Consider the following 22,774-nt stretch of genomic DNA (forward strand, 5'->3'; position numbering starts at 1 on the left):
TCGGTTGGCGCCGGTCGTCTGCGCGGACGCGATCGAGGTCAGGCGTCGTCGAATAGACCGTCACGAAGTACCTTATCGGCCCCCCCCCCCCGCGCATTGCTGCGGGCACGCAGCTTCCGGCCAAAGTCGACACCAACATCAAGCAGAGTCACCCCGGTATCGTCGAGTTCGGCGTTGCTTCCTCGTACAGGCTGTCGCGGAACGCCTTGTCGGCAGGTTTGCCGTTTTGCGGATTGGCCTTTGTCCTCAAATCGCGACAAAACTGGACGCCTAGGTCGACCAGGGACGGCCTGCCCTGCTCGCGCTCATGGGCCAGCGCGTCGGTTTCCGGCTTCTTGATATGGAAGGCCATGAGGCGCTCCTCCAGCGCGTATCGTGTATCCTTATACAACATTCCGGATGCATCTCGTGAAGGCCGAGGATTCTCGCCAAATCTGATGGAGAAGTTCATAAGAAGTCGGCGGAGGCCTAAATTATTATGGTTAACGTTCTATGAGCGCCACCCCTCTTCGCATTCCCGATGCGGCCTCAATCGAGGCCGTTCTGGCAGGGCTAGATCCCGCCTCGGCCGACGCGGATCTCATGCCCGCACTCGCCGCGGCCTTTCCGAGTTTCGATTTCAGCCTAGCCCACGTCGACGATGATTACTGGCGCGACACCCGATCGGTCATTCGACCCGACTGCACCCGAGTCGGGGAGCTGCGGCAGTGGATGACGGCCGAACTCGTCAAAGATTGCGGGGATATCAAGGCGCTCTGGACGCGCCTGAGAGACACTGATCTGCAGATCACCGAGTGGCGCGGGACCCGCGCCTTCGTCTTCGCCCCGACCGGATCCGGGGCCGCCGATTATATCCAGATCGCACTTGGACGAGAAATCGAGTGGCGCGCTGGTCCGATCGTTAATCCGGACTATCGACCTTGGGGCGAAGAGGATCTGCTCGATCCCAGTTGGCCCAGCCAGTCCCTGCCCGAGACGGAGCGGCTCGCCGGTCCAGTCTACCGCCTGCTCGACCGCGCCGGCGGCGCATTCGTCCATATCCGCAGTTTCCTCGATCGCTGCAGTCGTGTCGAGCGCGAGAAGCGGGAGGCCAAGCGGCCCGAGATCGAGCGGCGCGTGATCCGTGAAGTCGGGCCTCAGGGAACGCGCGAAACGCCATTCCTCGATGCGGTTCCCGACTGGTTCGAGTACGTGCCGCGCGAGGTGCGCTTCATTCAAGACTGGGAGGGATCGAGCGCCCGCGCCCATCGCGTCTTTGAGCATTGGGCGCTCGATGTTCGAGATTATAGCCACAGGGGCGAGCGCGAAGTCGGTTTCATCCCCCGGCCGCTGAAGCCCCCGAAGGAGCGGCTGCTCATGTCATCGGATGTTTCGGTGCATCTCCTGATGGATCGGATTGAGGCCTTGGACAGTGAGGTCGGCCTGTCCTTCGGCTGGTTCTTCCTGATGACCCACGGCCATTGGGTTGATTCCGACATCGGCATGGCGATTGCGCAAGGCCTGAAGGCGCAGCGCATTCGCCTGCCCGATCCCGACGCTCGCGTGCTGCTGCGCTGGGCGGATCGAAGCTACGGCTTTTGATGGCGCCGTCCATGGACGATCTTAGGTAGACTTCATGAAGGCCGATTCGGCCCAATTCAAGAAAGTTGACCGCGGTCAACTTTGGCCGGTCTCGCGCGCGAGTTGGCCAGAGCAAACGGATGAGGGGGCGGGCACGTCGAATCTCCCAAGTTGACCGCGGTCAACTTTTCCATTCGCATGTGGCAACCTGAAGTGACCGGTTAAGGATTCGTTTACCCTTTAATTGTTGCGCGACCGCTCAGAATCGGGCGTAGTAGCCACGCTTTGCGCATGCCCTGCATCCGAAATTCGTAACTACGCGAGAAAGCCGTGGCCCTGAACGACCAACAAGCGATGGCGTCAATCCCATCTGCCGCACCCCAGGCGATCCACGATACGATCGCGGCAGACGCGCGGGAACTATCCGCGAAACTTCACGCCCACCGAACGAAGCTGTTCCCGCCAAAAGCACGCAAGCATCTTCGCCGGTTCACATCTGGCGAAGTCGCTAAACTCGTCGGTATCAATGACGGTTACCTCCGCCAATTGTCGCTGGAGGGTAGGGGCCCTCAGCCGGACACCAGTCCATCGGGTCGAAGATCGTACACATTCGAGGACATCCAAAGCCTTCGTGCTTATCTCGACGAATCCGGCAAGGGCGTGCGCCGATACCGACCGCATCGCGTCGCGGGCGAACAGTTGCAAGTCATTGGCGTCGTTAATTTTAAGGGAGGATCGGGTAAGACCACCACCGCCGCGCATCTCGCTCAACATCTCACACTGCAGGGCTATCGAGTGCTCGCAATCGATCTCGATCCGCAGGCCTCGCTCTCCGCGCTGCACGGCTATCAGCCAGAGTTTGACGTCGAAGAGAACGGAACTCTCTACGGCGCCATCCGCTATGACGACGCGCGTCGCGAGCTGAATGAGATCATTCGGCAGACTTACTTTTTGGGGCTCGACATTGTTCCCGGCAATATCGAACTGATGGAATTCGAACATGAAACCCCGAAAGCTTTAGCTGGGCGCCAGTCGGGTGACCCGCTTTTCTTCGCCCGCGTTGCGCGTGCCCTCGCCACGGTCCAGGACCGTTACGACGTCGTCGTGATCGATTGTCCGCCTCAACTTGGATTTCTCACGCTCTCCGCGCTCTGTGCAGCAACCGCAATTCTGATTCCGGTGCATCCGCAAATGCTCGATGTCATGTCGATGTGCCAATTCCTAATCATGACATCCGACCTCCTTGCCGTCGTCGCCAAGGCGGGCGGCAACATGAATTACGATTGGATGCGCTATCTCGTCACGCGCTATGAGCCCGGCGATGGACCGCAGGCCCAAATGGTCGGCTTCATGCGCTCGCTGTTTGGCGACCGCATGGTCACCAATATGATGCTCAAAAGTACGGCGATCTCGGACGCCGGCATCACGAAGCAAACGCTCTATGAGGTCAGCCGCGATCAGTTCACACGCGCTACCTACGACCGCGCGATGGAATCGCTGGATAGCGTCAACGGCGAAATCCAAAGCCTTATCCAGGCTGCATGGGGGAGGGCCTAATGGGTCGAAAAAACCTGCTTGCTGACCTCATGGACGACAAGTTGACCGCGGTCAACGAACAGCCGTCAGGTGAGCCTAGCGACAATTGGAGACCATCCCAACCAACACACGGGTCGCGCGGGGCAGTCGGTGCCATGAGCCGTTCGCTCGAGATGTTGTCCGCGGAGCGCGATGCCGCCAAGGCCTTGACCGAACGACTCACCGCCGGTCAAACCGTCGTTGAAATCGCCCCAGATTTGATTGATGCCTCGATAGTTCCGGATCGCATGACGAGCGTCGACGAGAAGCACTCCGCTCTCGTCGAATCGATACGCGCCAATGGGCAACTGGTTCCGATCCTCCTTCGCCCGCATCCGACCAGCCCAGGTCGGTTTCAGATTGCCTACGGCCATCGTCGCGTCCGTGCGCTCGCCGAACTTGGCCGCCCCGCGCGGGCCGTGGTTCGTGACCTCAGCGACGAAGACCTGGTGGTAGCACAAGGCAAGGAGAATGGTGAGCGGGAGGATCTCTCCTTCATTGAGCGGGCAACATATGCCACCGCTCTCGAGGATCGTGGATTCAAACGTGAGATCATCATGGCGGCGCTGAGCGTCGACAAGACGGAGCTTTCCCGCCTCATCACTGTCGCGCGGACCCTTCCACGGAGCCTAGTCGATGCGATCGGGCCAGCGCCGAAGACCGGCCGCCGGCGCTGGATGGAGCTCGCAGAGCGGATTGTAGGTCGCCACGATCAAAAGGCATTGGCTGACAGCATTGCTAGCGATCGTTTTGTGCGCGCCACTTCCGATGAACGGTTCGCGATAGCGTTCGCCGCGCTCGCGCCCCGCAAGCCAAAAGCTCCACGGCCGACAACTTGGGCCGATGACGACGGCAAGAAGATTGTGAAGATTGAACGTCGCGAAGGTCGCGTCACGCTAGCGCTCGACGAAAAGGCCGCGCCTGCGTTTGGAGACTTTGTGATTTCGCGGTTGCCGGAACTCTACCGATCTTTTCGCGAGGGGCGCACCGATGAATGACATCACGCGTGCCGCCGCTTTGGATATGGCGCCGACCGGACCTCTCATGGTCGGGCAGCGCGATGCGTACCCGCGTTTCCGTCCTCTAACCGTAGGAGCATAGCGGAAAAGAAAAAAGGCCCCCGGAATGTCTCCGTCCGAAAGCCTTCTCTCGTCACGTTTGGCGACTGACAGAGAATCACTTTCGCGAATCGCAGTCAAGCGTCTTTAGCAACGGCGCCGTTTCGGCGAGCAGATTTTCTTTGCCCGCATGAGGCAAAGACATGCAGTCACACTCCCCAACGACGCCCTTTGGGCGGCGATCGCTGACGCTTGCCCATGTGACAAGCCAGATGGTCGCAACGGAACGTCCTCCCGAAAAGATCGTGCACAAGTGGAAGATCTTCCACGCCATCTGCACGGCGCGGCCGCGCCTTGGCGTGTCGGAGCGCGCGCTGTCGGTGTTAAACGCGCTGCTGACCTTCCATCCTGAGACGGCGCTCACGGGGGAGGATGATCTGATTGTTTTTCCGTCAAACCATCAACTCACCCGGCGGGCGCACGGCATGCCGGCATCGACGCTTCGTCGTCACCTTGCTGTGCTGGTCGACGCGGGCCTGATCGTTCGGCGCGACAGTCCGAATGGCAAGCGCTATGCGCGGAAGGACAATGCCGGCGAAATCGAGCTCGCCTTCGGCTTCGATCTGTCGCCGCTAGTCGTGCGCTCGGAGGAGTTCGAGAGCCTGGCGGCCGATATCGAAGCCGAGGCCCGCGCACTCAAGCTCGTACGAGAGCGCATCACGCTGTGCCGGCGCGACATAGCGAAGATGATTGCAACTGGCATCGAGGAAGCCGTCCCGACGCGAAGGCGAGGGCAGGGGCCTGCCGATTGGCAGGTTGTCCATGCCGCCTTCCGCGCGATCGTCGATCAGATTCCGCGCACGGCCACGCGCCAGGAGCTCGAGCCGATCGCCGATGAGCTGTCTCAGCTTGCCGACGACGTACTCAATCTTCTGGAAGCACACATCAAATCCAAGAATTCGAGCGCCAATGAGTCCCATTCTGAGCGCCACATACAGAATTCAAATCCAGAAGCCATTATTGATCTTGAACCTGTCCTTCGAGAAGGCAGGGCGGCGGGAGCTGAGCCCAAACCTCAACCCTCGCGAGTCGAGGAAGGGGCGTATCCGTTAGGAATGGTCCTGAGTGCGTGCCCCGACATCGTCGATTATGCGAAGGGTGGCGTGTCGAACTGGCGCGATTTCCTGGCCACAGCGGCCGTTGTGCGATCGATGCTGGGGATCAGTCCGAGCGCGTGGGAGGAGGCTCAAAAGGTTATGGGCGAGGTGCCCGCAGCCATCGTCGTTGCGTGTATCCTGCAGCGCGGGACGGCGATCAATTCCGCCGGCGGATATCTGCGCGGTTTGACGCGAAAAGCCGAGGTCGGCGAATTTTCGCTTGGCCCGATCCTGATGGCGCAGATCAATTCTCGCCGGCGAGACAAGCAGCGGGCGTGAGGCGATGAGGCGCCGTCCCAAACGTTGCCTTTTTCGTGTGATCGAACTACCCGCGCTGACCCGGCTGCTGCGCCGGGTCGACGCAAAGCCGTTCGGAGAGATCGTCACACCCTCCAATCATCCTCACGCCGTTCAGCCTCGTGATGAAGGCGCCGCGGAGCAACGGATGCACGTGGCGGGGTTCGCGGACGAGGCGGGCGAGGCTTGGGGGACGCTGATTCCGTTGGATGCGGAGGTGGTCGAGCACGCCGTTTTGGAACAACAGACATTCACCGTCTGGTGCAACTCCGACGGTCGCATCCAACCGCAACCAATCAGCGATCATTTGTTCGATGAGTTTCTGGAGAAAGGCCAATTGAGGGAGACGCCACTCGATGAACTTGTCGCCGAAGCCATCGAACAGGGCAAAAATGAACCCAATGAAGAGATCCTCGATATGTTCGAGACCCTGCATGAGCGGCTGGTGCGGGCGGAGGGCATGGTCGCTGACGAGATCGCGCGGCGCAGGCGATGACCCTTCGCGGCGCGCGTGCGCGGTTCAGTGCAGTAGGGCTTAGCTTGTACTAACGCGAGCACCGCGACCGCGGGCGGCCGACACCCGGATCGGTCGATGAACACATAGAAAACCGACGACCGGGCCGCGCTCGGACTAGTCTTAAGTTTCGCCGGAGCCGGAAAACAGCGCCGTCGGTGGCGTCGCGCGCGCCGGCGGGAGGGTCCGACCGCCCGGGGCTCCCGGTCTGCTCTTGAGATCGTATAGCTGGGCTAGGTCGAGTAGCCGCCGCTTGGTGAACGGATCCGCGTTCTCCGCCAGATCGCGGGCCCGCTGCGCGAAGCCCCTGTAAAATTCTTCCACGACGCCACCCTCGCAACATCACTGAAAATCGGATTTCAGTGTGAGACGCGCTCCGCGTCAAGCGGTCTGGTGCATGCGGACAATTTTCGTCGATTACTTGTGCTCGCGGCGCACACGGAACTAAGCTGGTCCCGGCAGGCAAAAACCATGACTCCGCTCTACCTCAGCCGGAAGCTATGCCCGAAGTGCGGTAAGCCGATGACGGCCGTGCCCGGCCGGCCGCGCTACGTCTGCCTGGTCTGCGAGGACGATCCGCTGCGCGATCCCGCTGCCCGGAAGTGGGCGGAAAGCCCGCTGCGACCGCCGGCCAAATAACGTTCGTTGAAATCGAGCCCGGCAGCCGGATTGCTGCAGAGGCCGATTGTGCTCACAACCCTCTCCAACGCTGTGGCGTTGCAATCCTAACGCTCAGCTTCGTTCCAACGCGCGTGCCGGCGGATCGTCCCGGATTCGAAGGCAGGCATGTCCAGCGACGCTAGCATCTGTTTCACGCCTCGCAGGGCGGTCGGTCGCATGGATGCGGAGGGCGGGGTTGCATCTACATGGCGAGTACGGCGCCAGCCTCGTTATCGATTTTGCGATGGCAAGTTCGACAGGTGCGCCGACGTTGCTGACAGCGACGGTTTCCATTGCGGGTGATGACCCGGCGCTTAGGTGGCCTGCTTAAGGTGAACTACGTCTCGCTGCGACGCCCGTTGCCTTGAGATGCGAATGAACCGACCAGGGCCGCCTGTCTTCATTCCATGTGTTTTCGCGACGGGCGCACCCATCTGCGTCCTCGATACAGGCTGGTCTGACCGAAGGTTGATCCCGCTTCGCGGGCTCTCGATCTTGTCCCTGCAACGTCCGTCCTCGACTTTCTTCCCCTGGCGCTGCGCACCATTCCTCGCGCTCCAAGAAAGTCGCCGCCGGCCGCCCTCCATTTCATTTCGGCCCTTCGGGTGCAGGTCGATCGCCTCCGGTCTCACGACCGCCATCGAGGTCGCGATAGGCGCGGCCCGAGAAAACAAGGAAATGAGACAATGGCTACCATCGGCACCTTCACCTCCACGGGCAACGGCTTTTCCGGCGCAATCAAGACGCTCAACCTCAACGTCAAGGCCAAGCTGATCCGCGTCGAGAATCCTTCCGACAAGGGACCGCACTTCCGCATCTACTCTGGCAACGTCGAGTTGGGTGCGGCCTGGCAGAAGACCGCCAAGGACACCGAGCGGGACTACCTCTCCGTCAAGCTGGACGATCCGAGCTTCCCCGCTCCGATCTACGCCACCCTGACCGAGGTCGAAGGTGCGGAAGGTCTCCAGCTGATCTGGTCCCGGCCGAACCGGGACTGAGGCTCCGCCAGTGGGCTCCGCCGCAAGGCGGGGCCTGCTCCCTTCGACTGGAGATGCGATCATGACCATCGACACTATCGAAGAACTGCGCGCCGAGCTCCGCGAATGCGTATTCACGCCGGCGGAGCGCAAGGCGCTCGAGCTTGAACTCGCCGAACTCATCCGCCAAAGGGACGAAGCGCTCGCGGCCGAGGAGGGGGCATAAGCCCCCTCGTCTTACGTCTTACGATGCACCCTCGTTAGGGTGCCGCTTCTCCGTTCAGTAGATCCTTGATGGCTTTGGCAGGCGCAAACGTCAGCTTTTTCGAAGCTGCGATCGTAATCGTTGCGCCGGTCGTCGGATTGCGGCCCTCACGCGCGGGGCTATCCCCGACCTTGAACTTGCCGAACCCGGGAGGCTCGTCTCGGCTCCGCTCACGGCCGCATCAGCGATGGCCTTGAACACGCTATCGACGATGGACTTCGCCTGAGCTTTTGTCAGGTCGTTCTCGGCTGCAATCTTTTCGGCCGATCTCATTGGCAGTCGCCATGGGACGAGCTCCGTCTCGTTTCGATTTTGCTCGTCTGACATTAAGGCCGTGGAACAGATAGCGCCGGCATCACAAGTAGAGCCGCAATCCCCGAAACTTGCCAGACTATGACAGTTTTCCGTCCGCTGCAGCATAGCCACGCCTCCGCTTGGCGCGCTCCAGCCGTTCGAATGCTTCGACTGCCTCTGCACTGCCATCAAAAGTCTGCACCATGGTCTTGCAATTCGTGCCGATCCGGCCCCGGCGGCGGATCAGCGACACTTCCCCGAATAAGGTTGGCAGCGTAGACAACGCTTAAAACCGCCGCATATTGAGCCGGGCATTCATGCGGCGCAGATGAAGCGTTCTGGTTGCGGTTTTGCTTCCATCGCAAACCCCGTCCAATGAGTTTTATGAATCGACCGGGCAGATCGATTCATTCTATCGATAGGTCAATTGCGTCGGAAATTGACTCCATCCCTGCTGGACTAAATCTTTCCTCAACGGTGACTTCGCTGTCACGACGCGCGCGGCGCAATGCCTAGCTTGCGACTGCGGCAGTCGCTATCGCAACAGCCAGTCGTGGGCGAGCTTGAGCCGGCGACACGACTCTTGCTCGGTAGAATGCCTTACTCATCGATCAGATAGCCGTCGCATAGACGCATTCGTGTCCGGTAGGTCACTCTTGCAGCAGTGAAGGCTTGGGCGAGCCCCTTCGGGGGACGGCTCTACTCGCGCCGCGCTGCGGCGCTCCCGCAGCCCGCAAGCGGTCTCCGCGCTTCGCGTGACGATCCTCTCGCGACCGTGTCGACAGCAGTGGTCCAGCAACCAGCCCGATTTCCAGTCTCGCTTCCCGGAATTTGTTCCATCGATCGCTATGGGCTGACCTGACTCTTCTGGCAGGGGATTCACGGGACGAATTTCGGGATCGTTCCGGTGGTCGGATTCGCAATCGTCTGTTGGTTCAAACCAACATTCCCCACGACATGAGGACAAGGACATGACTCCCGCGCCGTTAGACCCATTTCGGGCCTCAAGATGAAGACCATTGTCATCAACAATCAAAAGGGCGGGGTCGGCAAGACGACCCTTGCTGTGCATTTGGCTTGGTTCATGGCGGAAGCGCACCTCCGCGTACTCGTGATCGACGTTGATGCGCAGAGCAATGCGTCGGATACGTTAAGGCAGTATGCCGGTTCAACGTTGGCTGCGGATTTGTTCAAGCCGGGGATACGGATCGTGCCTCGGGAAGACGAGGGCCTGACGCTCGCGCCGGCCGATAGCTCTCTGACTGATCTCGATCGCAGCAATGCGGCCGCCATAACGACTCTGCAAGAAAACCTCGCCATCGCGTCGGATCAATTCGATGCCTGCGTCATCGATACGCCGCCATCACTTGGACTGCGCAGTGTCGGCTGTTTGGTTGCGGCGTCGCATGTGCTGGCCCCCATCTATCTGGAGGACTATTCGATCAAGGGCGTCAAAGGTCTGATGCAGACCGTGATCGGCGTGCAGAGGCGCTATGGCCGCCAGGATACGAAGTTCCTCGGGTTGCTGCCCTCGAACTTCAACACGAAATCGCCCCGTCAAAGGACGCATCTTGAGCAACTCTTGCGCGAGGCCGGCAAATATGTGTTCCCGGGCCAGATCGTTGCGAGGGACGGCTACGCTGAGGCCGTCGCGGAACGCCTGCCGGTCTGGAAGTTGAAGCGCCGCTCCGCGCAGGAGGCTGGTCGGGAAATCCGCGATGTTCTCGCCAAGATCGTTGCGCAGATGGATGAGACAGCACATGGCGCTTGACCTCAGCTTTAAGCAACTCATCGATGCGGCGGTGGATGGTCCTGCCGCAACCGGGCAGCCGATTTCCATCTCCATCGACCGTATTGACGAAGACCCGGATCAGCCCCGTCGTAGCTTCGACGAACAGAAGCTCGAGGAGCTTGCGGAATCGGTCCTTCAGCATGGCGTGCTGCAACCGATCGTGCTGCGACAGGCGACCGAAGAAGGCCGGTACGTGATCGTCATGGGTGCGAGACGGTATCGCGCCGCCAAGCGCGCCGGACTCCGTGACATCCCGGCTTTCATTCATGCCGTTGGTTCTGCGGATCGTTATGTTCAGATGATCGAGAATATCCAGCGCGACGACCTCAATGCCCCCGAAATTGCGGCGTTCATCGCGGACCGCTTGGAGCAGGGCGACAACCAAGCTGGCATCGCGCGCAAGCTCGGTAAGCCCAGGGACTGGGTATCTCGCTACGCGTCCGTCCAGAGTATGCCGGAGTTCCTCCGGTCGAAGCTTGCTGGCTCGTCAATCCGTGCTGTGTATGAACTCTACCAGGCGTGGCGTGAGAAGCCCAACGCCATCGAGACCTTATGCGCAGCGCAAGAGAGCTTTACCGATGCACACGCACGTCAGCTGGCTCGCAAAATTCGGACTGAAGGCCTCGGTTCTGATGCTGATGGCGAAGGTGCCCCTGCAGCTCAACCGGAACGAAGTCCAATTGCACCGCGGGTGGCATTGCGATCGACAGAGACGGATCCAGTAACACCGAGCGCGGAAAAGCGCTCGAACTCTTCGGTCCATCGAAACGAGAGAATGAGTCCGTCACCGACGATCAGAGTGCGTCACCAAGATCGCACGGGCTGTCTTCTGGTCAATCGACCAGCCTCTCAAGGCTCACGTCATGCCGTGCTGCTGATGGATGGCGCAGACGAAGCGGAAGAGGTTCCAGCATCGACCATCACAATCGAAGAGATCCTTTTCGCATGAAGCTGGTCTTAAAGAGTCTCCGCAGAAACAATGCTGCAGTTGGTGCGCCGGCGGAGCGGATTTCCCATCCGAAAGATGGCGCGTCAGCGCAGCAGCCGGAGGCCGAACGCGCCCCCCACAGCGCTGTAGAGAGGCCGGAGGCTGCTGGAAAGCCGCGGTCCACATGCTCGGTGCCAATGTTGCCGATCTCGACGCGCGGAGTTCATGGAGTAGAAGTATCGCGGAGGACGGCTGCGTCATTCCATGAGGAATTCTCCGCATCGATCGTCGGCCGCGTTGGATCTCACCGGCAGCAACTCCCGCGCTTTGAATGCCGCGCGCGTTGGTTTGAACCAACATGGAGGGGGTGGAAGGATTCGTGCTTTCTAGTGCAGGATAGGCTTCGCGCCAGCGATGTATTACATCGCGATTGGGATCGGAGTGCATGGCTCTGATCTCGCTTCGTGTCTCCGACGAAGTCGCGGCGGAGTTCTCAGCTCTTGCAGCGACTCAAGGCGGCAAATCCGCGCTGTTGCGGCGTCTCATTGCTGATGCACTGGCTGCACCAGCGCCGCGCATCTTGGCGTTGCCGGTCGGACGGCCGGAGAAGGTGACAGTGCGATTTCGCGAGAGCGAGATGCGGCAACTCGCGGAAGTTTCACATCAGCGCGGCATGACCCGCACAGGCTGGATTGTTGCGCTGGTGCGCTCACGATTGTCGTCGCCCGTGCAGCATTCCCCGAACGAGCATGAGGCGCTCCGTGCGATCGTTCGCGAGCTCAACCGGATCGGCGGCAACATCAACCAGATCGCGCGGGCGGCAAACACCAGTGTGCTGCAGGGCAGGGCGGTTGAGCCCGATCTGTCCGCAATTCAAGAAGCCAAATTGGTCATCGAAAGAGAGCTCGCCCAACTACGTCACGCACTGCACGACAACGCAGATTATTGGGATGGGCGGCGATGAGTCGGCGCTCCTCGCCGCGGCCAACCGACCTGGCCGCCGAGCTTCCGCCGATCTCGTATGTCTGGGAAACGCCCAATCGGCGCCCACGGCGGGCCGAGTGGGATGTCCCCGATCCTGCCGCTCCTGGCCGCCTTACGCCGGCGATGCGCGCAAAGCTCGAACGCATCGTGCGTCGAACACCAGAGGTGATGGTCAAGATTACCGGTCGTACCAAGGACGCGGCGCATCTCAAGTCGCACCTGGCGTACATCACCCGAAATGGCGAGCTCGATGCAGAAACAGAGCAGGGCGCGACCTTGGCGGGTCGTTCTGGATTGAAAGATCTGCAGCAACGCTGGGAGGACGATGCGGGTCTCGACGACAAGCGCCGCCGCGATGGATCGCTTTCGATCAACATCATTCTGTCGATGCCGGCTGGTACCGACGCCATTGCGGTCAAAGATGCAGCCCGGGCATTTGCCATCGAGACGTTCGGGGACAATCACGACTATGTCTTCGTACAGCACCTCGACGACAAGCATCCCCACGTGCACTTGACCGTTCGGTCGCTGGGCCAGGACGGCAAGCGCCTTAACCCCCGCAAGGCGGATCTTCAGGCGTGGCGGGAACGGTTCGCTGGCGAACTCCGGCTTCGAGGGATCGCCGCGGAGGCAACGCCGCGGCGAACCCGCGGACGCGTCCGAAAGGCCGATCGCGGGGCGGTCCTCGCTTTACGCAAGCGAAAGATAATCCCCGATGTCGATCGGCTTGCCCGCGAGCAGGTGCTTTCGGAGGTGAGGGACGGCAAGGCGGCCAAACATCCCTGGGACGACCAAACCAAGTCACGTCAGGATGCGATCCGAAGGCGATATCTCGATTATGCAGCCGAGCTGCAGCGCTCTGGAGTGGCAGCAGATCACGAGTTGGCTCGCCAAGTTCGGCAATTCGTCAACGACATGCCTCCTGTTGAAACTCGTCGGCGTGCACTGAAGAACGAGCTTTCTGAGCTTGCCAACAGCCGGCGCCGCGGCGCGGAGCAGGACGTCGATACCAATCGGCGCGAGGAACCACGAGGCGACGAGCGGAACAGATAGGTCGACCCGGAAGTTCACATGTTCTTCGAGCTAGGCCGGATTTCACGGTGCGATCGAGACGTCTGGAATATATCTGAGTTGCTGTTCCACGGCGGCCAAAGTCAGGGCTGCATCCAGCTTCGCAGTAGCCTCGCGCGAGGCTACCTGCGCTCGGTCCGACCGCAACACCACTACCGAGCCCATTTCTTTCAAACAGGCTACGCTTGCGAGCTGGCTGGCGCGCCTTTTTCGAGGAGGGTGCAACCCAAGTGAGGCAGCATGCTCGTCAGCGCTCGATGCGCAGACCAAGGCGATGAGGCGTGGATCTGGTTTCGATGAGGTGGGCAATGGTAGCTCATTGCGCGCCCCCAGCGGGAATTTCCCCTCAATCCCGCCGGGTGCTAATAAGAAGCCTTCTCTTCCTTGGAGCTCACCTCTGCCGCGCTCGATCGTTGCCTGGTTCGCCGCCTGCTGGGGACTGTTTCTCGTTGCCGCCTTGGTCGTAGGCGCGATGCTTATCGCGCTTTACAAAGAGACAACGAGCCAACGAACCGAGCGAGCCGCGGCAAATCTAGGGCGAGCCTGCGAGGCGGTTCTTCGCGAGATCCGCGGGCCCCCATCCAGCGGAGGCAACGCGGCTGCTCAACCGGACTACTTGTCTTCCGTCACACGGGCCCTCGAACCGTTTGCAGGGGTGGAGGGCGGCATCTGGAAAGCTTCCACGGGTTCGCTCGCCTATGCGTTTCCGAGCTATGAGGGCAGCGGTCAGAAGACCGACCTCCCACTGGCCGAAGAACCAACCATTCGTCAGGTCGTCGAAACTGCCATCATCGGCCGCCGTCCGGTCGAATGGAAACGTGATGCGCGCTCACAGATTCTGCTGATCCAGGCTTGCCCGCTTGCTGACGGCGATGCCGGCATGGCCGCCTGGACCATGACTCGTGTCGTCACGGTTGGCGGCCGGCCCTTTCTTCTCGCAACTACCGGCTTGGCATTTCTGCTGATCGTCCTTCTGGCGTCGGCCGTATTGTTGGCGCGGGTTCTCTGGCGCTGGTCGCAGCGGCTGCGGACCGTGGAATCGGCGCTCGCGACCGGCGCAGAAGATTTGCCGGTGCTGCAATTGACGGGGCAGCGCGACCTCGACCGCATTGTGAAGGCCATCAACGGCGCGGGGGCCAAGGCGCTGGAATCCCGCCGCCGGACCGAGATTTTGCAGCAGCGTATTGCGGAAAGCGAGCGCCTGGCGGCGCTTGGGCGCGTCGCCGCCGGTGTCGCGCACGAAATCCGGAACCCGATCGCCGCGATGCGGTTAAAGGCCGAGAACGCCCTTGCCAATGGGGCGGATCCGACCAGATCGGCGGGTGCCCTGCAGGTGGTGGTCGAGCAGGTGGGGCGGATGGATCAATTGTTGAAAAACCTGCTTCGGTCGGTGCAGCGCTCCGAAATCAAGCGCGAACCGATCGCTGATATGCGCGAATTCCTTGCAGGCCACGCCTCCCTGTTTCGCGAACAGGCTGGACGACGGCCGATTTCAGTGGACGTTCCGGACAACTTTGCCTCGGTCGAATTCGATACGGCGGCGGTCGGCGGCGCGCTGGACAATCTGATCCTCAACGCCATTCAGAATTCGCGTGATGGAACGCCGATCGTACTGAGGGCGTCGATCGAGGCCGGTCGGCTCCGACTGTCGGTCGCGGATGCCGGCGACGGCGTTCCGGAAGCGATCCGGGCGCATTTGTTCGAACCCTTCGCAACCGGCCGTCCGGACGGAACGGGACTGGGTTTGGCGATCGTCCGGGAGGTCGCGGAAGCCCACGGCGGGAGCGCGCAGGTTCAACACCGCAGCGATGGCACGACGTTCATCCTGAACATTCCGGTCGGACCGCATCAATGAACGCCACCGTGCTGATCGTCGACGACGAGAAGAACCTGCGCGACGGACTTTCCGAGGCCGTCCGCGATCTCGGATATGAAGCTCTCGTTGCGGCTTCCGGACGCGAAGCGCTGGCCGCCGCGGCAACAAACAAGCCCGATGCCGTACTGCTCGACCTGCGGATGCCGGACATGGACGGTCTTGAGGTCCTGACCCGGCTGCGTGCAGCCGCAGATGGAGCCAACATTCCGGTTGCCATCATCACCGCCTACGCAACGGCGGCGAATACCATCGAAGCGATGCGGCTCGGCGCCTTCGACCATCTGACCAAGCCCATCGGCCGCGAAGATCTGGCGTCGTTGCTGCCGCGAATGATCAGATCGCGAGCTCCGAAATCTCCGCCCCGAGACTTGCCCGACGCGGACGGCTCGTCGGAAACGTTGATCGGCTCAAGCCCCGGCATGCGCGAGGTGCAGAAAACCATCGGCCTGGTCGCCGACAGCGACGCCACGGTGCTTATCACTGGCGAAACCGGCACCGGCAAGGAAGTCGTTGCACGGACCATTCACCGCGTCGGCGCGCGCAGTTGCGGTCCGTTCATGGCGCTCAATTGCGCGGCGATACCGCCGGATTTGCTGGAGAGCGAACTCTTTGGACACGTCAAAGGTGCGTTCACCGGCGCCATCCTCGAGCGCAAGGGCGCCTTTCGTGAGGCCAATAGCGGTACGCTTTTTCTCGACGAGATCGGCGACATGGATCTGGCGATGCAGGCCAAGATCCTGCGCGCCCTCCAGGAGCGCGTGGTGACGCCGGTCGGCGGCAAACCGCAGAAGATTGACGTGCGGATCGTCGCGGCCACCCATCGCGATCTACAGCAGTGGGTAAAGCAGGGCCGCTTCCGGGAGGATCTGTTCTATCGTCTCAACGTGGTGCCGATCGAATTGCAGCCGCTGCGCGAACGGACCGCGGACGTCCTGCCGCTCGCCGAACATTTTCTGGCGATGGCGTCATCGCCGACAAAGCAATTGTCCGCCGACGCCGCTCGGCGGCTTGCCGGTCATACTTGGCCGGGCAATGTGCGCGAACTCAGGAATGCGATGGAACGCGTCGCCGTGATGTGCCGCAGCAACATGATTGAGGCGCCCGATCTCGGCTTCCTGGTGACTTCGCCCGCGCCCAATGCCGACGAGGATAGCGACGACGGCAACCTTCCGTCTGCGCTGGAGCGGCTCGAGCGCCGGTTGATTGCCGACGCGCTCGTGGAATCGAAAGGCAACCGCGCCGAGGCGGCGCGGCGTCTCGGTATCCACCGACAACTCCTGCACGCCAAGGCTGAAAAATACGGGCTGGGCCAACGCAAGAACCCGGATTGATCCGGCTCGCAGCATCGTCCGGTTTTGTGACGGCAAGCGTCGCGAAAGACGACGGATCTGATCTCCGTAAATTCGATAATTGATTATAAATCAGTTGCTTAGCTCTTGGCACGCGCCTTGCGAAAAGATCGTCAGGACACTCTGACAGTCGAACGCAAGGAGCTTCGCAATGCATTGGATCGATCCCGACCATCTGCCTGAAATCACCGGCACCGTAGACCAGTTTCTCGTCAACAAGCACGGCGAGGCCGACGGGTTTTTGCTGACCGACGGCGAGGAGGTCCATGTGCCGCCGCATCTGTCGGCGCGGCTGCTGCGCGACGTCCGTCCCGGCAGCCAGGTCAAGGTGCGGGGAGTTCGCCCGCGTGGCGTGCAGATGGTCGCCGCCGTCGCGATCGATACGCCGAAGGGCCGCATTCTCGACGAAGGTCCGGAAGCGCGCGACGACGGCGAAGCCTTCGAGAAGGCCAAGCACGGCCCGATGAGCGCGCAAGGTATCGTCAAGCGACCGATTCACGGACCGAAGGGCGAGACCCGCGGCGCGGTACTGGAGGACGGTCGCATCGTCAGGCTGCCGCCGCATGAGGCCGAGCGATTTTCCGATCTGTTGGCCAAAGGCGCAAGGATTTCCGCAGCCGGCGAAGGCGCAACGACCTCGTTTGGAACGGTTGTCGAAGCCCGCGAGATCGGCGCCTCAGCCGACACTATGAAGGCCGTCGGCCCGAAGACGCCGAAGCATGGCCCGGATCGCAAGGAGCCGAAGCACGACGGCAAGAAGCACGGACCCAAAAACGCCCACGCTTGATGACGGTTGCCGTAAGGCGACGCGATCGTCGCCGCCTTACGGCGTTTGCCAACGGGACCCAAAACAATGTTGGACAAAACCGAAAAGCCTCTTCGCTTCCTTCAAATCGGAGACCTGCACGTCACCGATCCGGGTTTGCAGAGCCATGCCGATTTGCGCCGCATCGTCGACGAGGTGAACGGAAATACCGCGGGAAAAATCGATTTCGTCTATCTGCCCGGCGACAGCGCCGACGATGGCACGCCGGAGCAATTCGGCCTCGTCCACGACGAACTGTCGCGCCTGATCCCGCCGTGGCATGCGATTCCGGGCGACCACGACTTCAAGCCAAGATCGCTCGACAATTTCTATGCCGGCCTTCATGTCCGAAAGCTGCCCTATGCGGTCGAGATATCCGGTTGCCGCTCTGTCTTTCTTGACGTGGTGTCGCGCGGCAGCGGTGGTCCCGATTTTCGGCTCGGCGCCGTGCGCCTGGTTTGGTTGCGCGGCCTGCTCGAAGCCGCGCAGCGGGACGGCAAAGCGGCGGCTGTGTTCATGCACGCCTATCCCGCCGACCTCGGCGAGGAGGCCTCCGAACTGGCGGCGATGCTCGATGACAGCCCCGTTGCATTGGTCAGCATGGGTCACACTCATTACAACGAGATCAGCAACGACGGACGGACCATCTATGCCGCGACGCGCTCGACGGGGCAGATCGAGGAAGGCGACGTCGGCTTTGCATTCGCGGCTATCGATCGCGGCGCGGTGAGCTGGCGCTTCAAGCCGCTGCAGTCGTCGTGGCCGTTTGTGATGATCACATCGCCCGCGGACCGGCGGCTCGCGATCGCGCCGCACTCGGCTGAGGGAAATGCCTGCTGCGAGATCAGAGCCTCGGCCTGGGGCGCCGTCCCGATCGCACTTGCCGAATTCAGGATCAACGATCAGGCGTGGCAACCGATGTATGGCGGCGATGGCGGGCTTTTCGGCGCCGAATTCAAGGCTCCGGAAAAACCATTCCGGCTGATCTTGCGGGTGATCGATCAGCAGCGCAATCGGGACACCGACACCATCGATGTGGCGCCGTACGTGGTGGCAGCGCGCAAACCGACCGGCAGCGATGAGGGCAGCATCGGCGCGTGGCCGGAACGGCATCTGCTCGGAACCCAGCTCGGTCCCAACCGGAACGGAAGGAAATGGTGAGCGCTCCGATCATCCATCGGTGCCGATTTGAGCGAAGGGATTTGCAAGATGCAGAACATCAGTGAGGGCTGGCTCTATCCCATCATCCTCGTCGCAGGCGCCTTGCAGGCGTGGGGTCCGCCGATGAACCACACGCTGCGGGTGTCGCTGGAAAATCCCTGGCTTGCGAGCCTCGTCTCATTCCTGCCGATTGTTGCGCTGCTGGCCTGTCTGATCATGTGCCTTCCTCATCCGCTGCCGACGGCGGAAGGCCTGGCAGCGATGCCTTGGTGGGCGCCGCTCGGCGGCGTCATCGGCGCCTTCGCGGTCGTCGCCGGCTTGCTGTTCGTCGGCGAAGTAGGTGCCGGCGCATTCGCCGGCCTGACCATCACAGCGAACATCCTGATGTCGCTTGCGATCGACCGGTTCGGAATGTTCGGCATGCAGATTCATGAACTCAATGCCGGCCGTGTCGCCGGTGCAGCGCTCATGGTCGCCGGCATCACCCTGATCTCCAAGTTCTAGGAGGTTGGTCCGCCGGCAACCGGGCTGCCGACCTGACGACTGAGCGGAGTGCAACGTGACCAAAGCGCTGAATAAACCAGGAGCGAAAGCCATCTGGCCGCTGCTCTCACTGAACTTCTTTATGGCCGATATGCAGGCGGGCATCGGCCCGTTCCTGGGTGTCTTCCTGTTGGCGCATGGCTGGCAGAGCGGCCTGATCGGAACCGTGATGACCGTTGGCGGCGTGGCGGGGATGGTGATGACAACGCCTGCCGGTGCTCTGGTCGATTCGACCAGGCACAAGAAGCTCTATGTCATCATACCCGGCATCTGCACGGTGGTCGCATCCGGGATCATCCTATTGTCGCAGAGTTTCTGGCTGGTGGCGACATCGCAAGTCGCGACGGCCGTCGCGGGTGCTGCAATTGGGCCTGCTGTGTCAGGCATCACGCTCGGCATGGTTCGTCAGGCCGGCTTCAACCGCCAGAACGGACACAATCAGGCGCTCAACCATGCAGGCAACATGGTGGGGGCCGGTCTGTCAGGTCTGCTCGGCTGGCAATTCGGCTTCACCGCCGTGTTCTGGCTGGCGGCCGTCTTCGGCGCTCTCTCCATCGCTTCCGTGCTCATGATACCCAGCGAAGCCATTGACGACGACGAGGCGCGCGGCCTCGATACCAGCGGCGGCCAAAACGCGAAGGTCGGCGGCATTACCGTGCTGCTGGAGTGCAAGTCGCTGCTGATTCTCGCCGCTGCGCTGGCCTGTTTCCACCTAGGCAACGGCGCGATGCTGCCGCTGTACGGGTTGGCCGTCGTTGCGAACAAGCAAGGCGACCCCGCCGGATTTGTCGCGATCACGATCGTCGTAGCCCAGAGCACGATGATCCTTGCTTCCCTAATTGCGATACGGCTCGCCGAGAAGGACGGCTACTGGCTGGTGTTGCTGGTCTCGTTCATCGCGTTGCCGATCCGTGGCGTCCTCGCCGCCCATGTCATGAACAAGTGGGGTGTCTATCCGGTGCAGATCCTCGATGGGATCGGGGCGGGACTTCAAAGCGTGGCCGTGCCTGGCCTTGTCGCGCGCATCCTCAATGGCACCGGGCGTGTCAACGTCGGGCATGGTGCCGTCATGACCGTGCAGGGTCTCGGCGCCTCGCTCAGTCCGGCGATTGGCGGATGGATCGCCCAGGAGATCGGCTATAGCGCGATGTTCGTTACCCTCGGTAGCTTTGCGCTGGCGTCGATCGCGTTGTGGCTTGGCTTCGCATCGCTGCTACGGCCTGCCTGTGCACGGCCGCATGATACATCCGCGCCGGCACTAGCTGGCGCGCTTGCCGCGGGAGCACGCTGATGGTCGGTGTCAACGCAGCGACCTGGGGCATCGCCGGATTGGCGACGTTCGGCGTGATCGCGCGACCCTGGAATCTTCCGGAGTTCATCTGGGCGGTGGCGGGTGCGGTGCTGCTGGTGCTGCTCAATCTGCTGCCTTGGCCGGATGCGCTGGCGGCTGCGGCCAAGGGCACCGATGTCTACTTCTTCCTGATCGGAATGATGCTGCTGGCTGAGGTGGCCCGCAAGGAAGGCCTGTTCGACTGGTCGGCGGCGCAAGCCGTGCGATCGTCGAACGGCTCGGTGAAGCGGCTGTTCCTGATCGTATACGTCGTCGGCACCATCGTCACGGTGTTTCTGTCCAACGACGCCACGGCAGTGGTGCTGACGCCGGCGGTCTACGCGGCGACGCGCGCCGCAAAGATCGAGCCGTTGCCGTATCTCTTCATCTGCGCCTTCATCGCCAACGCGGCGAGCTTCGTGCTGCCGATTTCCAATCCGGCCAATTTGGTCGTGTTCGGCACGCAGATGCCGCCGTTATCCGAGTGGCTGCATTACTTCGCGTTGCCGTCGGCGGTCGCGATCGCCACGACCTATATCGCGCTGCGGTTGACGCAGCGTCGCGGACTGAATGCTGCCGTCGCCGCCGTCGACAAGATGCCGCCGTTTACGCTGGGCGCCAAGCTCGCAGCAGCTGGGATCGCCATGACCGCAGTGGTGCTGCTCGGTGCTTCGGCACTCGGCCGTGATCTCGGACTGCCAACGTTCGTAGCCGGCGCCGCCGTGACCGTCATCGTGCTGCTGATCGGCCGGCAGTCCCCTATGCCGATCCTGAAAGGCGTTTCATGGTCGGTGCTCCCGCTGGTGGCGGGGCTGTTCATCTTGGTCGAAGGGCTGAATCGGACCGGCGTACTGCCGTCGCTGGCTGGCGTCCTGAAAGATGCTGCGATGGCTTCGCCGCAGACTACATCCTGGATCGCTGGGATCGTCGTCGCCTTCGCATCGAACCTCGTCAACAACCTTCCGGCGGGACTGATTGCTGCGACCGTCAGTCAGGCCGCGCAGGTGCCGGCGCATGTTACCGGCGCGATCCTGATCGGGGTCGACCTCGGACCAAACCTCTCCGTCACCGGCTCGCTCGCCACCATCCTGTGGCTGATCGCGCTGCGCCGCGAGGGAGAGCATGTCGGGGCTTGGCAATTCCTCAAGCTCGGCCTCGTCGTCATGCCGCCCGCGCTGCTGCTGGCGCTGCTTGCCCTCTCTGCGGTGTCGTCATGAACGTCCGCGCCACCCGCCACCAATCCGTTCGCGCTCATTTTGGAGCGATCAACCAGAGGAGACTATCATGAACAACGACGACAACTCAAATCCTGATGTTACCGGCGTGTCTCGCCGCGCCACCTTGACGCTCGCCGCGGGCGTCGCCGCGCTCGGCGTCGCGCTTGGCATGCGATCCAACGCCTACGCGCAGGGAAAGGGCGAAGGGAAAATGGAAGGCAAGGGTGAGGGAAAAGTCGAAGCCAAGGGTGAAGGAAAGGGTGAGGGTAAAGGCGAAGGAAAGGCTGAGGGAAAAGGAGAGGGCAAGGGTGAAGGCAAGGAAAGCCGCCGCGAAGGAAAGGCCGGGCGTATCAGGGTCGACATCGACGGCGAAGGTGCGACGACCGTTGACGTAAAATGCGCGGAAGGTGAGCCGATGCGCGCCTGCGCCGACCTGACCAAGGAGATCGTCGACAAGATCCGGGCTGCCCCGGTCAAGCAATAATCAGGTCTTGCGCGGGTCCGCCATTCCCGCATCACTTCAGGAGGCGATATCATGACCTACGGCGATCTGGTCTCCCACGTCAAATTCGACATGGAGCGTGACAGTCCGTTCTCCTACGCCTGTCACGCCTGCAATCGTTGCTGCCGCAACAAGGCCATCCGCGTCAGCCCCTACGAAATCCTGCGTCTTGCAAGGTATCTCGGCCTATCGACGACGCAGTTCATCGAAAATCACACGGAGGCCGGCGGCACAGTCCTACGGCCGAAGGAAAACGGCGATTGCGGTTTCCTCGGCGAGCGCGGCTGCAGTGTTCATCCGGATCGACCGCTGGCCTGCCGTATCTATCCGCTGGCGCGATGGGTTTCACCAGATGGCGAGGAAACGTTCGGCCACCTGACGCCGCATCCTAAGACCGAGGGCGTCTACGGCATTTCGGGAACCGTGCAGGACTATCTCGATCACCAGCAACTCGCGCCTTTCTTCGAGATGAGCGAACGATACGGCAAGCTATATCGAAAAATGGTCGACCTGCTGGAAAAGCTCGATCCCGAAGAACTGGACCGACGGTCGGACCGGCGTGCGGTAATCGACGAGCTGCCGGCAGGGACGCTGGCATCGATGTGGGTGGATATCGACGCGACCGACGGCATGAGCTTCTCTAAGCGTCAAGGCTCCGATCTCGCCATCGATGAAGCCGTGGCTTGGCACATCCGTGCCATCGAGGACTGGCTTGATTCTCTGGATGCGGCATCGCGAAACTAGACGTTAATCGACTGCCTGCGGCAGAACATCATTGCTCGATCGCCCAAAACAGCGCTCCCGTGACACGAGGTTTCGCGATGTAGCGGACCTCCGCCAGCGTGCCACCACTCACGCC

The 22,774-nt window shown here is 61.7% G+C and carries 24 protein-coding genes and 1 pseudogene; 21 read left to right on the forward strand and 4 right to left on the reverse strand.

All coding sequences use genetic code 11. From position 1 onward, the window contains the following. Positions 1-148 precede the first annotated feature (148 nt). Entirely contained in the window at positions 149-352 is a 204-nt protein-coding gene (locus ABIB95_RS44300) for a transcription factor (RefSeq protein WP_247316016.1), read from the reverse strand. 140 nt (positions 353-492) lie between these two features. Between ABIB95_RS44300 and ABIB95_RS44305 the strand changes: the two genes are divergently transcribed. From ABIB95_RS44305 to ABIB95_RS44325, 5 genes are all read left to right on the forward strand, one after another. Further along, positions 493-1,581, forward strand: coding sequence for a hypothetical protein (locus ABIB95_RS44305; protein ID WP_354121728.1), 1,089 nt, complete (start codon positions 493-495; stop codon positions 1,579-1,581). A 333-nt stretch (positions 1,582-1,914) separates the two neighbouring features. Next, a complete protein-coding gene (gene repA, locus ABIB95_RS44310) occupies positions 1,915-3,117 on the forward strand; it encodes a plasmid partitioning protein RepA (RefSeq protein WP_354248833.1) in 1,203 nt (400 codons plus the stop codon). Then, positions 3,117-4,133, forward strand: a complete 1,017-nt coding sequence (repB, locus tag ABIB95_RS44315) for a plasmid partitioning protein RepB (RefSeq protein WP_354248822.1) — start codon at positions 3,117-3,119, stop codon at positions 4,131-4,133. The genes repA and repB overlap by 1 nt, the downstream gene beginning before the upstream one ends. Before the next feature lie 263 nt (positions 4,134-4,396). After that, positions 4,397-5,629 carry a plasmid replication protein RepC gene (gene repC / locus ABIB95_RS44320; RefSeq protein ID WP_354248823.1) on the forward strand — a complete coding sequence of 411 codons (1,233 nt, stop codon included), beginning with the start codon at positions 4,397-4,399 and terminating at the stop codon, positions 5,627-5,629. A 4-nt stretch (positions 5,630-5,633) separates the two neighbouring features. Further along, the gene (locus ABIB95_RS44325) at positions 5,634-6,143 is read left to right on the forward strand and encodes a hypothetical protein (RefSeq protein WP_354248824.1); all 510 of its coding nucleotides are present in this window, start codon (positions 5,634-5,636) and stop codon (positions 6,141-6,143) included. A gap of 141 nt (positions 6,144-6,284) precedes the next feature. Here the strand turns inward: ABIB95_RS44325 and ABIB95_RS44330 are convergent, their stop codons facing one another. Continuing rightward, the gene (locus tag ABIB95_RS44330) at positions 6,285-6,485 is read right to left on the reverse strand and encodes a hypothetical protein (RefSeq protein ID WP_354248825.1); all 201 of its coding nucleotides are present in this window, start codon (positions 6,483-6,485) and stop codon (positions 6,285-6,287) included. A 147-nt stretch (positions 6,486-6,632) separates the two neighbouring features. Between ABIB95_RS44330 and ABIB95_RS44335 the strand changes: the two genes are divergently transcribed. The 3 genes from ABIB95_RS44335 (at position 6,633) to ABIB95_RS44345 (ending at position 8,024) form a co-directional block, all read left to right on the forward strand. Beyond that, on the forward strand, positions 6,633-6,800 hold the full coding sequence (locus tag ABIB95_RS44335) for a hypothetical protein (RefSeq protein WP_354248826.1): 168 nt from the start codon (positions 6,633-6,635) through the stop codon (positions 6,798-6,800). Between the two features lie 707 nt (positions 6,801-7,507). Next, a complete protein-coding gene (locus tag ABIB95_RS44340; protein ID WP_018273795.1) occupies positions 7,508-7,819 on the forward strand; it encodes a DUF736 domain-containing protein in 312 nt (103 codons plus the stop codon). 61 nt (positions 7,820-7,880) lie between these two features. Continuing rightward, positions 7,881-8,024 carry a hypothetical protein gene (locus ABIB95_RS44345; RefSeq protein WP_354116355.1) on the forward strand — a complete coding sequence of 48 codons (144 nt, stop codon included), beginning with the start codon at positions 7,881-7,883 and terminating at the stop codon, positions 8,022-8,024. A 34-nt stretch (positions 8,025-8,058) separates the two neighbouring features. On the opposite strand, the pseudogene ABIB95_RS44350 reads toward ABIB95_RS44345, so the two are convergent. Both ABIB95_RS44350 and ABIB95_RS44355 read right to left on the reverse strand, forming a co-directional pair. Continuing rightward, positions 8,059-8,349: pseudogene (locus ABIB95_RS44350) on the reverse strand (HU family DNA-binding protein). Positions 8,350-8,454: 105 nt separating this feature from the next. Next, the gene (locus ABIB95_RS44355; RefSeq protein ID WP_502917942.1) at positions 8,455-8,610 is read right to left on the reverse strand and encodes a WGR domain-containing protein; all 156 of its coding nucleotides are present in this window, start codon (positions 8,608-8,610) and stop codon (positions 8,455-8,457) included. Positions 8,611-9,366: 756 nt separating this feature from the next. Here ABIB95_RS44355 and ABIB95_RS44360 point away from each other — a divergent pair. The 13 genes from ABIB95_RS44360 (at position 9,367) to ABIB95_RS44420 (ending at position 22,659) form a co-directional block, all read left to right on the forward strand. After that, on the forward strand, positions 9,367-10,128 hold the full coding sequence (locus ABIB95_RS44360) for a ParA family protein (RefSeq protein ID WP_354248827.1): 762 nt from the start codon (positions 9,367-9,369) through the stop codon (positions 10,126-10,128). Then, positions 10,118-11,098, forward strand: coding sequence for a ParB/RepB/Spo0J family partition protein (locus tag ABIB95_RS44365; RefSeq protein ID WP_354248828.1), 981 nt, complete (start codon positions 10,118-10,120; stop codon positions 11,096-11,098). Before ABIB95_RS44360 ends, ABIB95_RS44365 begins: the two co-directional genes overlap by 11 nt. Before the next feature lie 424 nt (positions 11,099-11,522). Then, a complete protein-coding gene (locus ABIB95_RS44370) occupies positions 11,523-12,041 on the forward strand; it encodes a MobC family plasmid mobilization relaxosome protein (RefSeq protein ID WP_354248829.1) in 519 nt (172 codons plus the stop codon). Then, on the forward strand, positions 12,038-13,114 hold the full coding sequence (locus ABIB95_RS44375; RefSeq protein ID WP_354116359.1) for a relaxase/mobilization nuclease domain-containing protein: 1,077 nt from the start codon (positions 12,038-12,040) through the stop codon (positions 13,112-13,114). The genes ABIB95_RS44370 and ABIB95_RS44375 overlap by 4 nt, the downstream gene beginning before the upstream one ends. A gap of 634 nt (positions 13,115-13,748) precedes the next feature. Further along, positions 13,749-14,987, forward strand: a complete 1,239-nt coding sequence (locus tag ABIB95_RS44380) for a sensor histidine kinase (protein WP_354116360.1) — start codon at positions 13,749-13,751, stop codon at positions 14,985-14,987. Between the two features lie 8 nt (positions 14,988-14,995). After that, positions 14,996-16,339, forward strand: a complete 1,344-nt coding sequence (locus ABIB95_RS44385) for a sigma-54-dependent transcriptional regulator (protein ID WP_502917941.1) — start codon at positions 14,996-14,998, stop codon at positions 16,337-16,339. Between the two features lie 169 nt (positions 16,340-16,508). After that, positions 16,509-17,144, forward strand: coding sequence for a hypothetical protein (locus tag ABIB95_RS44390; RefSeq protein ID WP_354116362.1), 636 nt, complete (start codon positions 16,509-16,511; stop codon positions 17,142-17,144). Positions 17,145-17,210: 66 nt separating this feature from the next. Beyond that, a complete protein-coding gene (locus ABIB95_RS44395) occupies positions 17,211-18,323 on the forward strand; it encodes a metallophosphoesterase family protein (protein ID WP_354248830.1) in 1,113 nt (370 codons plus the stop codon). Positions 18,324-18,371: 48 nt separating this feature from the next. Further along, positions 18,372-18,827: a DMT family transporter gene (locus ABIB95_RS44400; RefSeq protein WP_354116364.1), complete on the forward strand. Its 456-nt coding sequence runs from the start codon at positions 18,372-18,374 to the stop codon at positions 18,825-18,827. Between the two features lie 55 nt (positions 18,828-18,882). Continuing rightward, entirely contained in the window at positions 18,883-20,157 is a 1,275-nt protein-coding gene (locus ABIB95_RS44405; protein ID WP_354116365.1) for an MFS transporter, read from the forward strand. Continuing rightward, positions 20,157-21,413 (forward strand): arsenic transporter, encoded by a 1,257-nt coding sequence (locus ABIB95_RS44410; RefSeq protein ID WP_354248831.1) that lies wholly within the window; start codon positions 20,157-20,159, stop codon positions 21,411-21,413. Before ABIB95_RS44405 ends, ABIB95_RS44410 begins: the two co-directional genes overlap by 1 nt. A gap of 67 nt (positions 21,414-21,480) precedes the next feature. Next, a complete protein-coding gene (locus ABIB95_RS44415; protein ID WP_354116367.1) occupies positions 21,481-21,897 on the forward strand; it encodes a hypothetical protein in 417 nt (138 codons plus the stop codon). 51 nt (positions 21,898-21,948) lie between these two features. Further along, positions 21,949-22,659 carry a YkgJ family cysteine cluster protein gene (locus ABIB95_RS44420; RefSeq protein WP_354116368.1) on the forward strand — a complete coding sequence of 237 codons (711 nt, stop codon included), beginning with the start codon at positions 21,949-21,951 and terminating at the stop codon, positions 22,657-22,659. Positions 22,660-22,774 lie beyond the last annotated feature (115 nt).

Source organism: Bradyrhizobium sp. LA2.1 (assembly GCF_040547725.1).
GTDB lineage: Bacteria > Pseudomonadota > Alphaproteobacteria > Rhizobiales > Xanthobacteraceae > Bradyrhizobium > Bradyrhizobium barranii.

Coding starts and splice junctions, on each gene's coding strand:
- ABIB95_RS44300 (WP_247316016.1), bottom strand. CDS start 352: ATGGCCTTCCATATCAAGAAGCCGGAAACCGACGCGCTGGCCCATGAG.
- ABIB95_RS44305 (WP_354121728.1), top strand. CDS start 493: ATGAGCGCCACCCCTCTTCGCATTCCCGATGCGGCCTCAATCGAGGCC.
- repA (WP_354248833.1), top strand. CDS start 1,915: ATGGCGTCAATCCCATCTGCCGCACCCCAGGCGATCCACGATACGATC.
- repB (WP_354248822.1), top strand. CDS start 3,117: ATGGGTCGAAAAAACCTGCTTGCTGACCTCATGGACGACAAGTTGACC.
- repC (WP_354248823.1), top strand. CDS start 4,397: ATGCAGTCACACTCCCCAACGACGCCCTTTGGGCGGCGATCGCTGACG.
- ABIB95_RS44325 (WP_354248824.1), top strand. CDS start 5,634: ATGAGGCGCCGTCCCAAACGTTGCCTTTTTCGTGTGATCGAACTACCC.
- ABIB95_RS44335 (WP_354248826.1), top strand. CDS start 6,633: ATGACTCCGCTCTACCTCAGCCGGAAGCTATGCCCGAAGTGCGGTAAG.
- ABIB95_RS44340 (WP_018273795.1), top strand. CDS start 7,508: ATGGCTACCATCGGCACCTTCACCTCCACGGGCAACGGCTTTTCCGGC.
- ABIB95_RS44345 (WP_354116355.1), top strand. CDS start 7,881: ATGACCATCGACACTATCGAAGAACTGCGCGCCGAGCTCCGCGAATGC.
- ABIB95_RS44360 (WP_354248827.1), top strand. CDS start 9,367: ATGAAGACCATTGTCATCAACAATCAAAAGGGCGGGGTCGGCAAGACG.
- ABIB95_RS44365 (WP_354248828.1), top strand. CDS start 10,118: ATGGCGCTTGACCTCAGCTTTAAGCAACTCATCGATGCGGCGGTGGAT.
- ABIB95_RS44370 (WP_354248829.1), top strand. CDS start 11,523: ATGGCTCTGATCTCGCTTCGTGTCTCCGACGAAGTCGCGGCGGAGTTC.
- ABIB95_RS44375 (WP_354116359.1), top strand. CDS start 12,038: ATGAGTCGGCGCTCCTCGCCGCGGCCAACCGACCTGGCCGCCGAGCTT.
- ABIB95_RS44390 (WP_354116362.1), top strand. CDS start 16,509: ATGCATTGGATCGATCCCGACCATCTGCCTGAAATCACCGGCACCGTA.
- ABIB95_RS44395 (WP_354248830.1), top strand. CDS start 17,211: ATGTTGGACAAAACCGAAAAGCCTCTTCGCTTCCTTCAAATCGGAGAC.
- ABIB95_RS44400 (WP_354116364.1), top strand. CDS start 18,372: ATGCAGAACATCAGTGAGGGCTGGCTCTATCCCATCATCCTCGTCGCA.
- ABIB95_RS44410 (WP_354248831.1), top strand. CDS start 20,157: ATGGTCGGTGTCAACGCAGCGACCTGGGGCATCGCCGGATTGGCGACG.
- ABIB95_RS44415 (WP_354116367.1), top strand. CDS start 21,481: ATGAACAACGACGACAACTCAAATCCTGATGTTACCGGCGTGTCTCGC.
- ABIB95_RS44420 (WP_354116368.1), top strand. CDS start 21,949: ATGACCTACGGCGATCTGGTCTCCCACGTCAAATTCGACATGGAGCGT.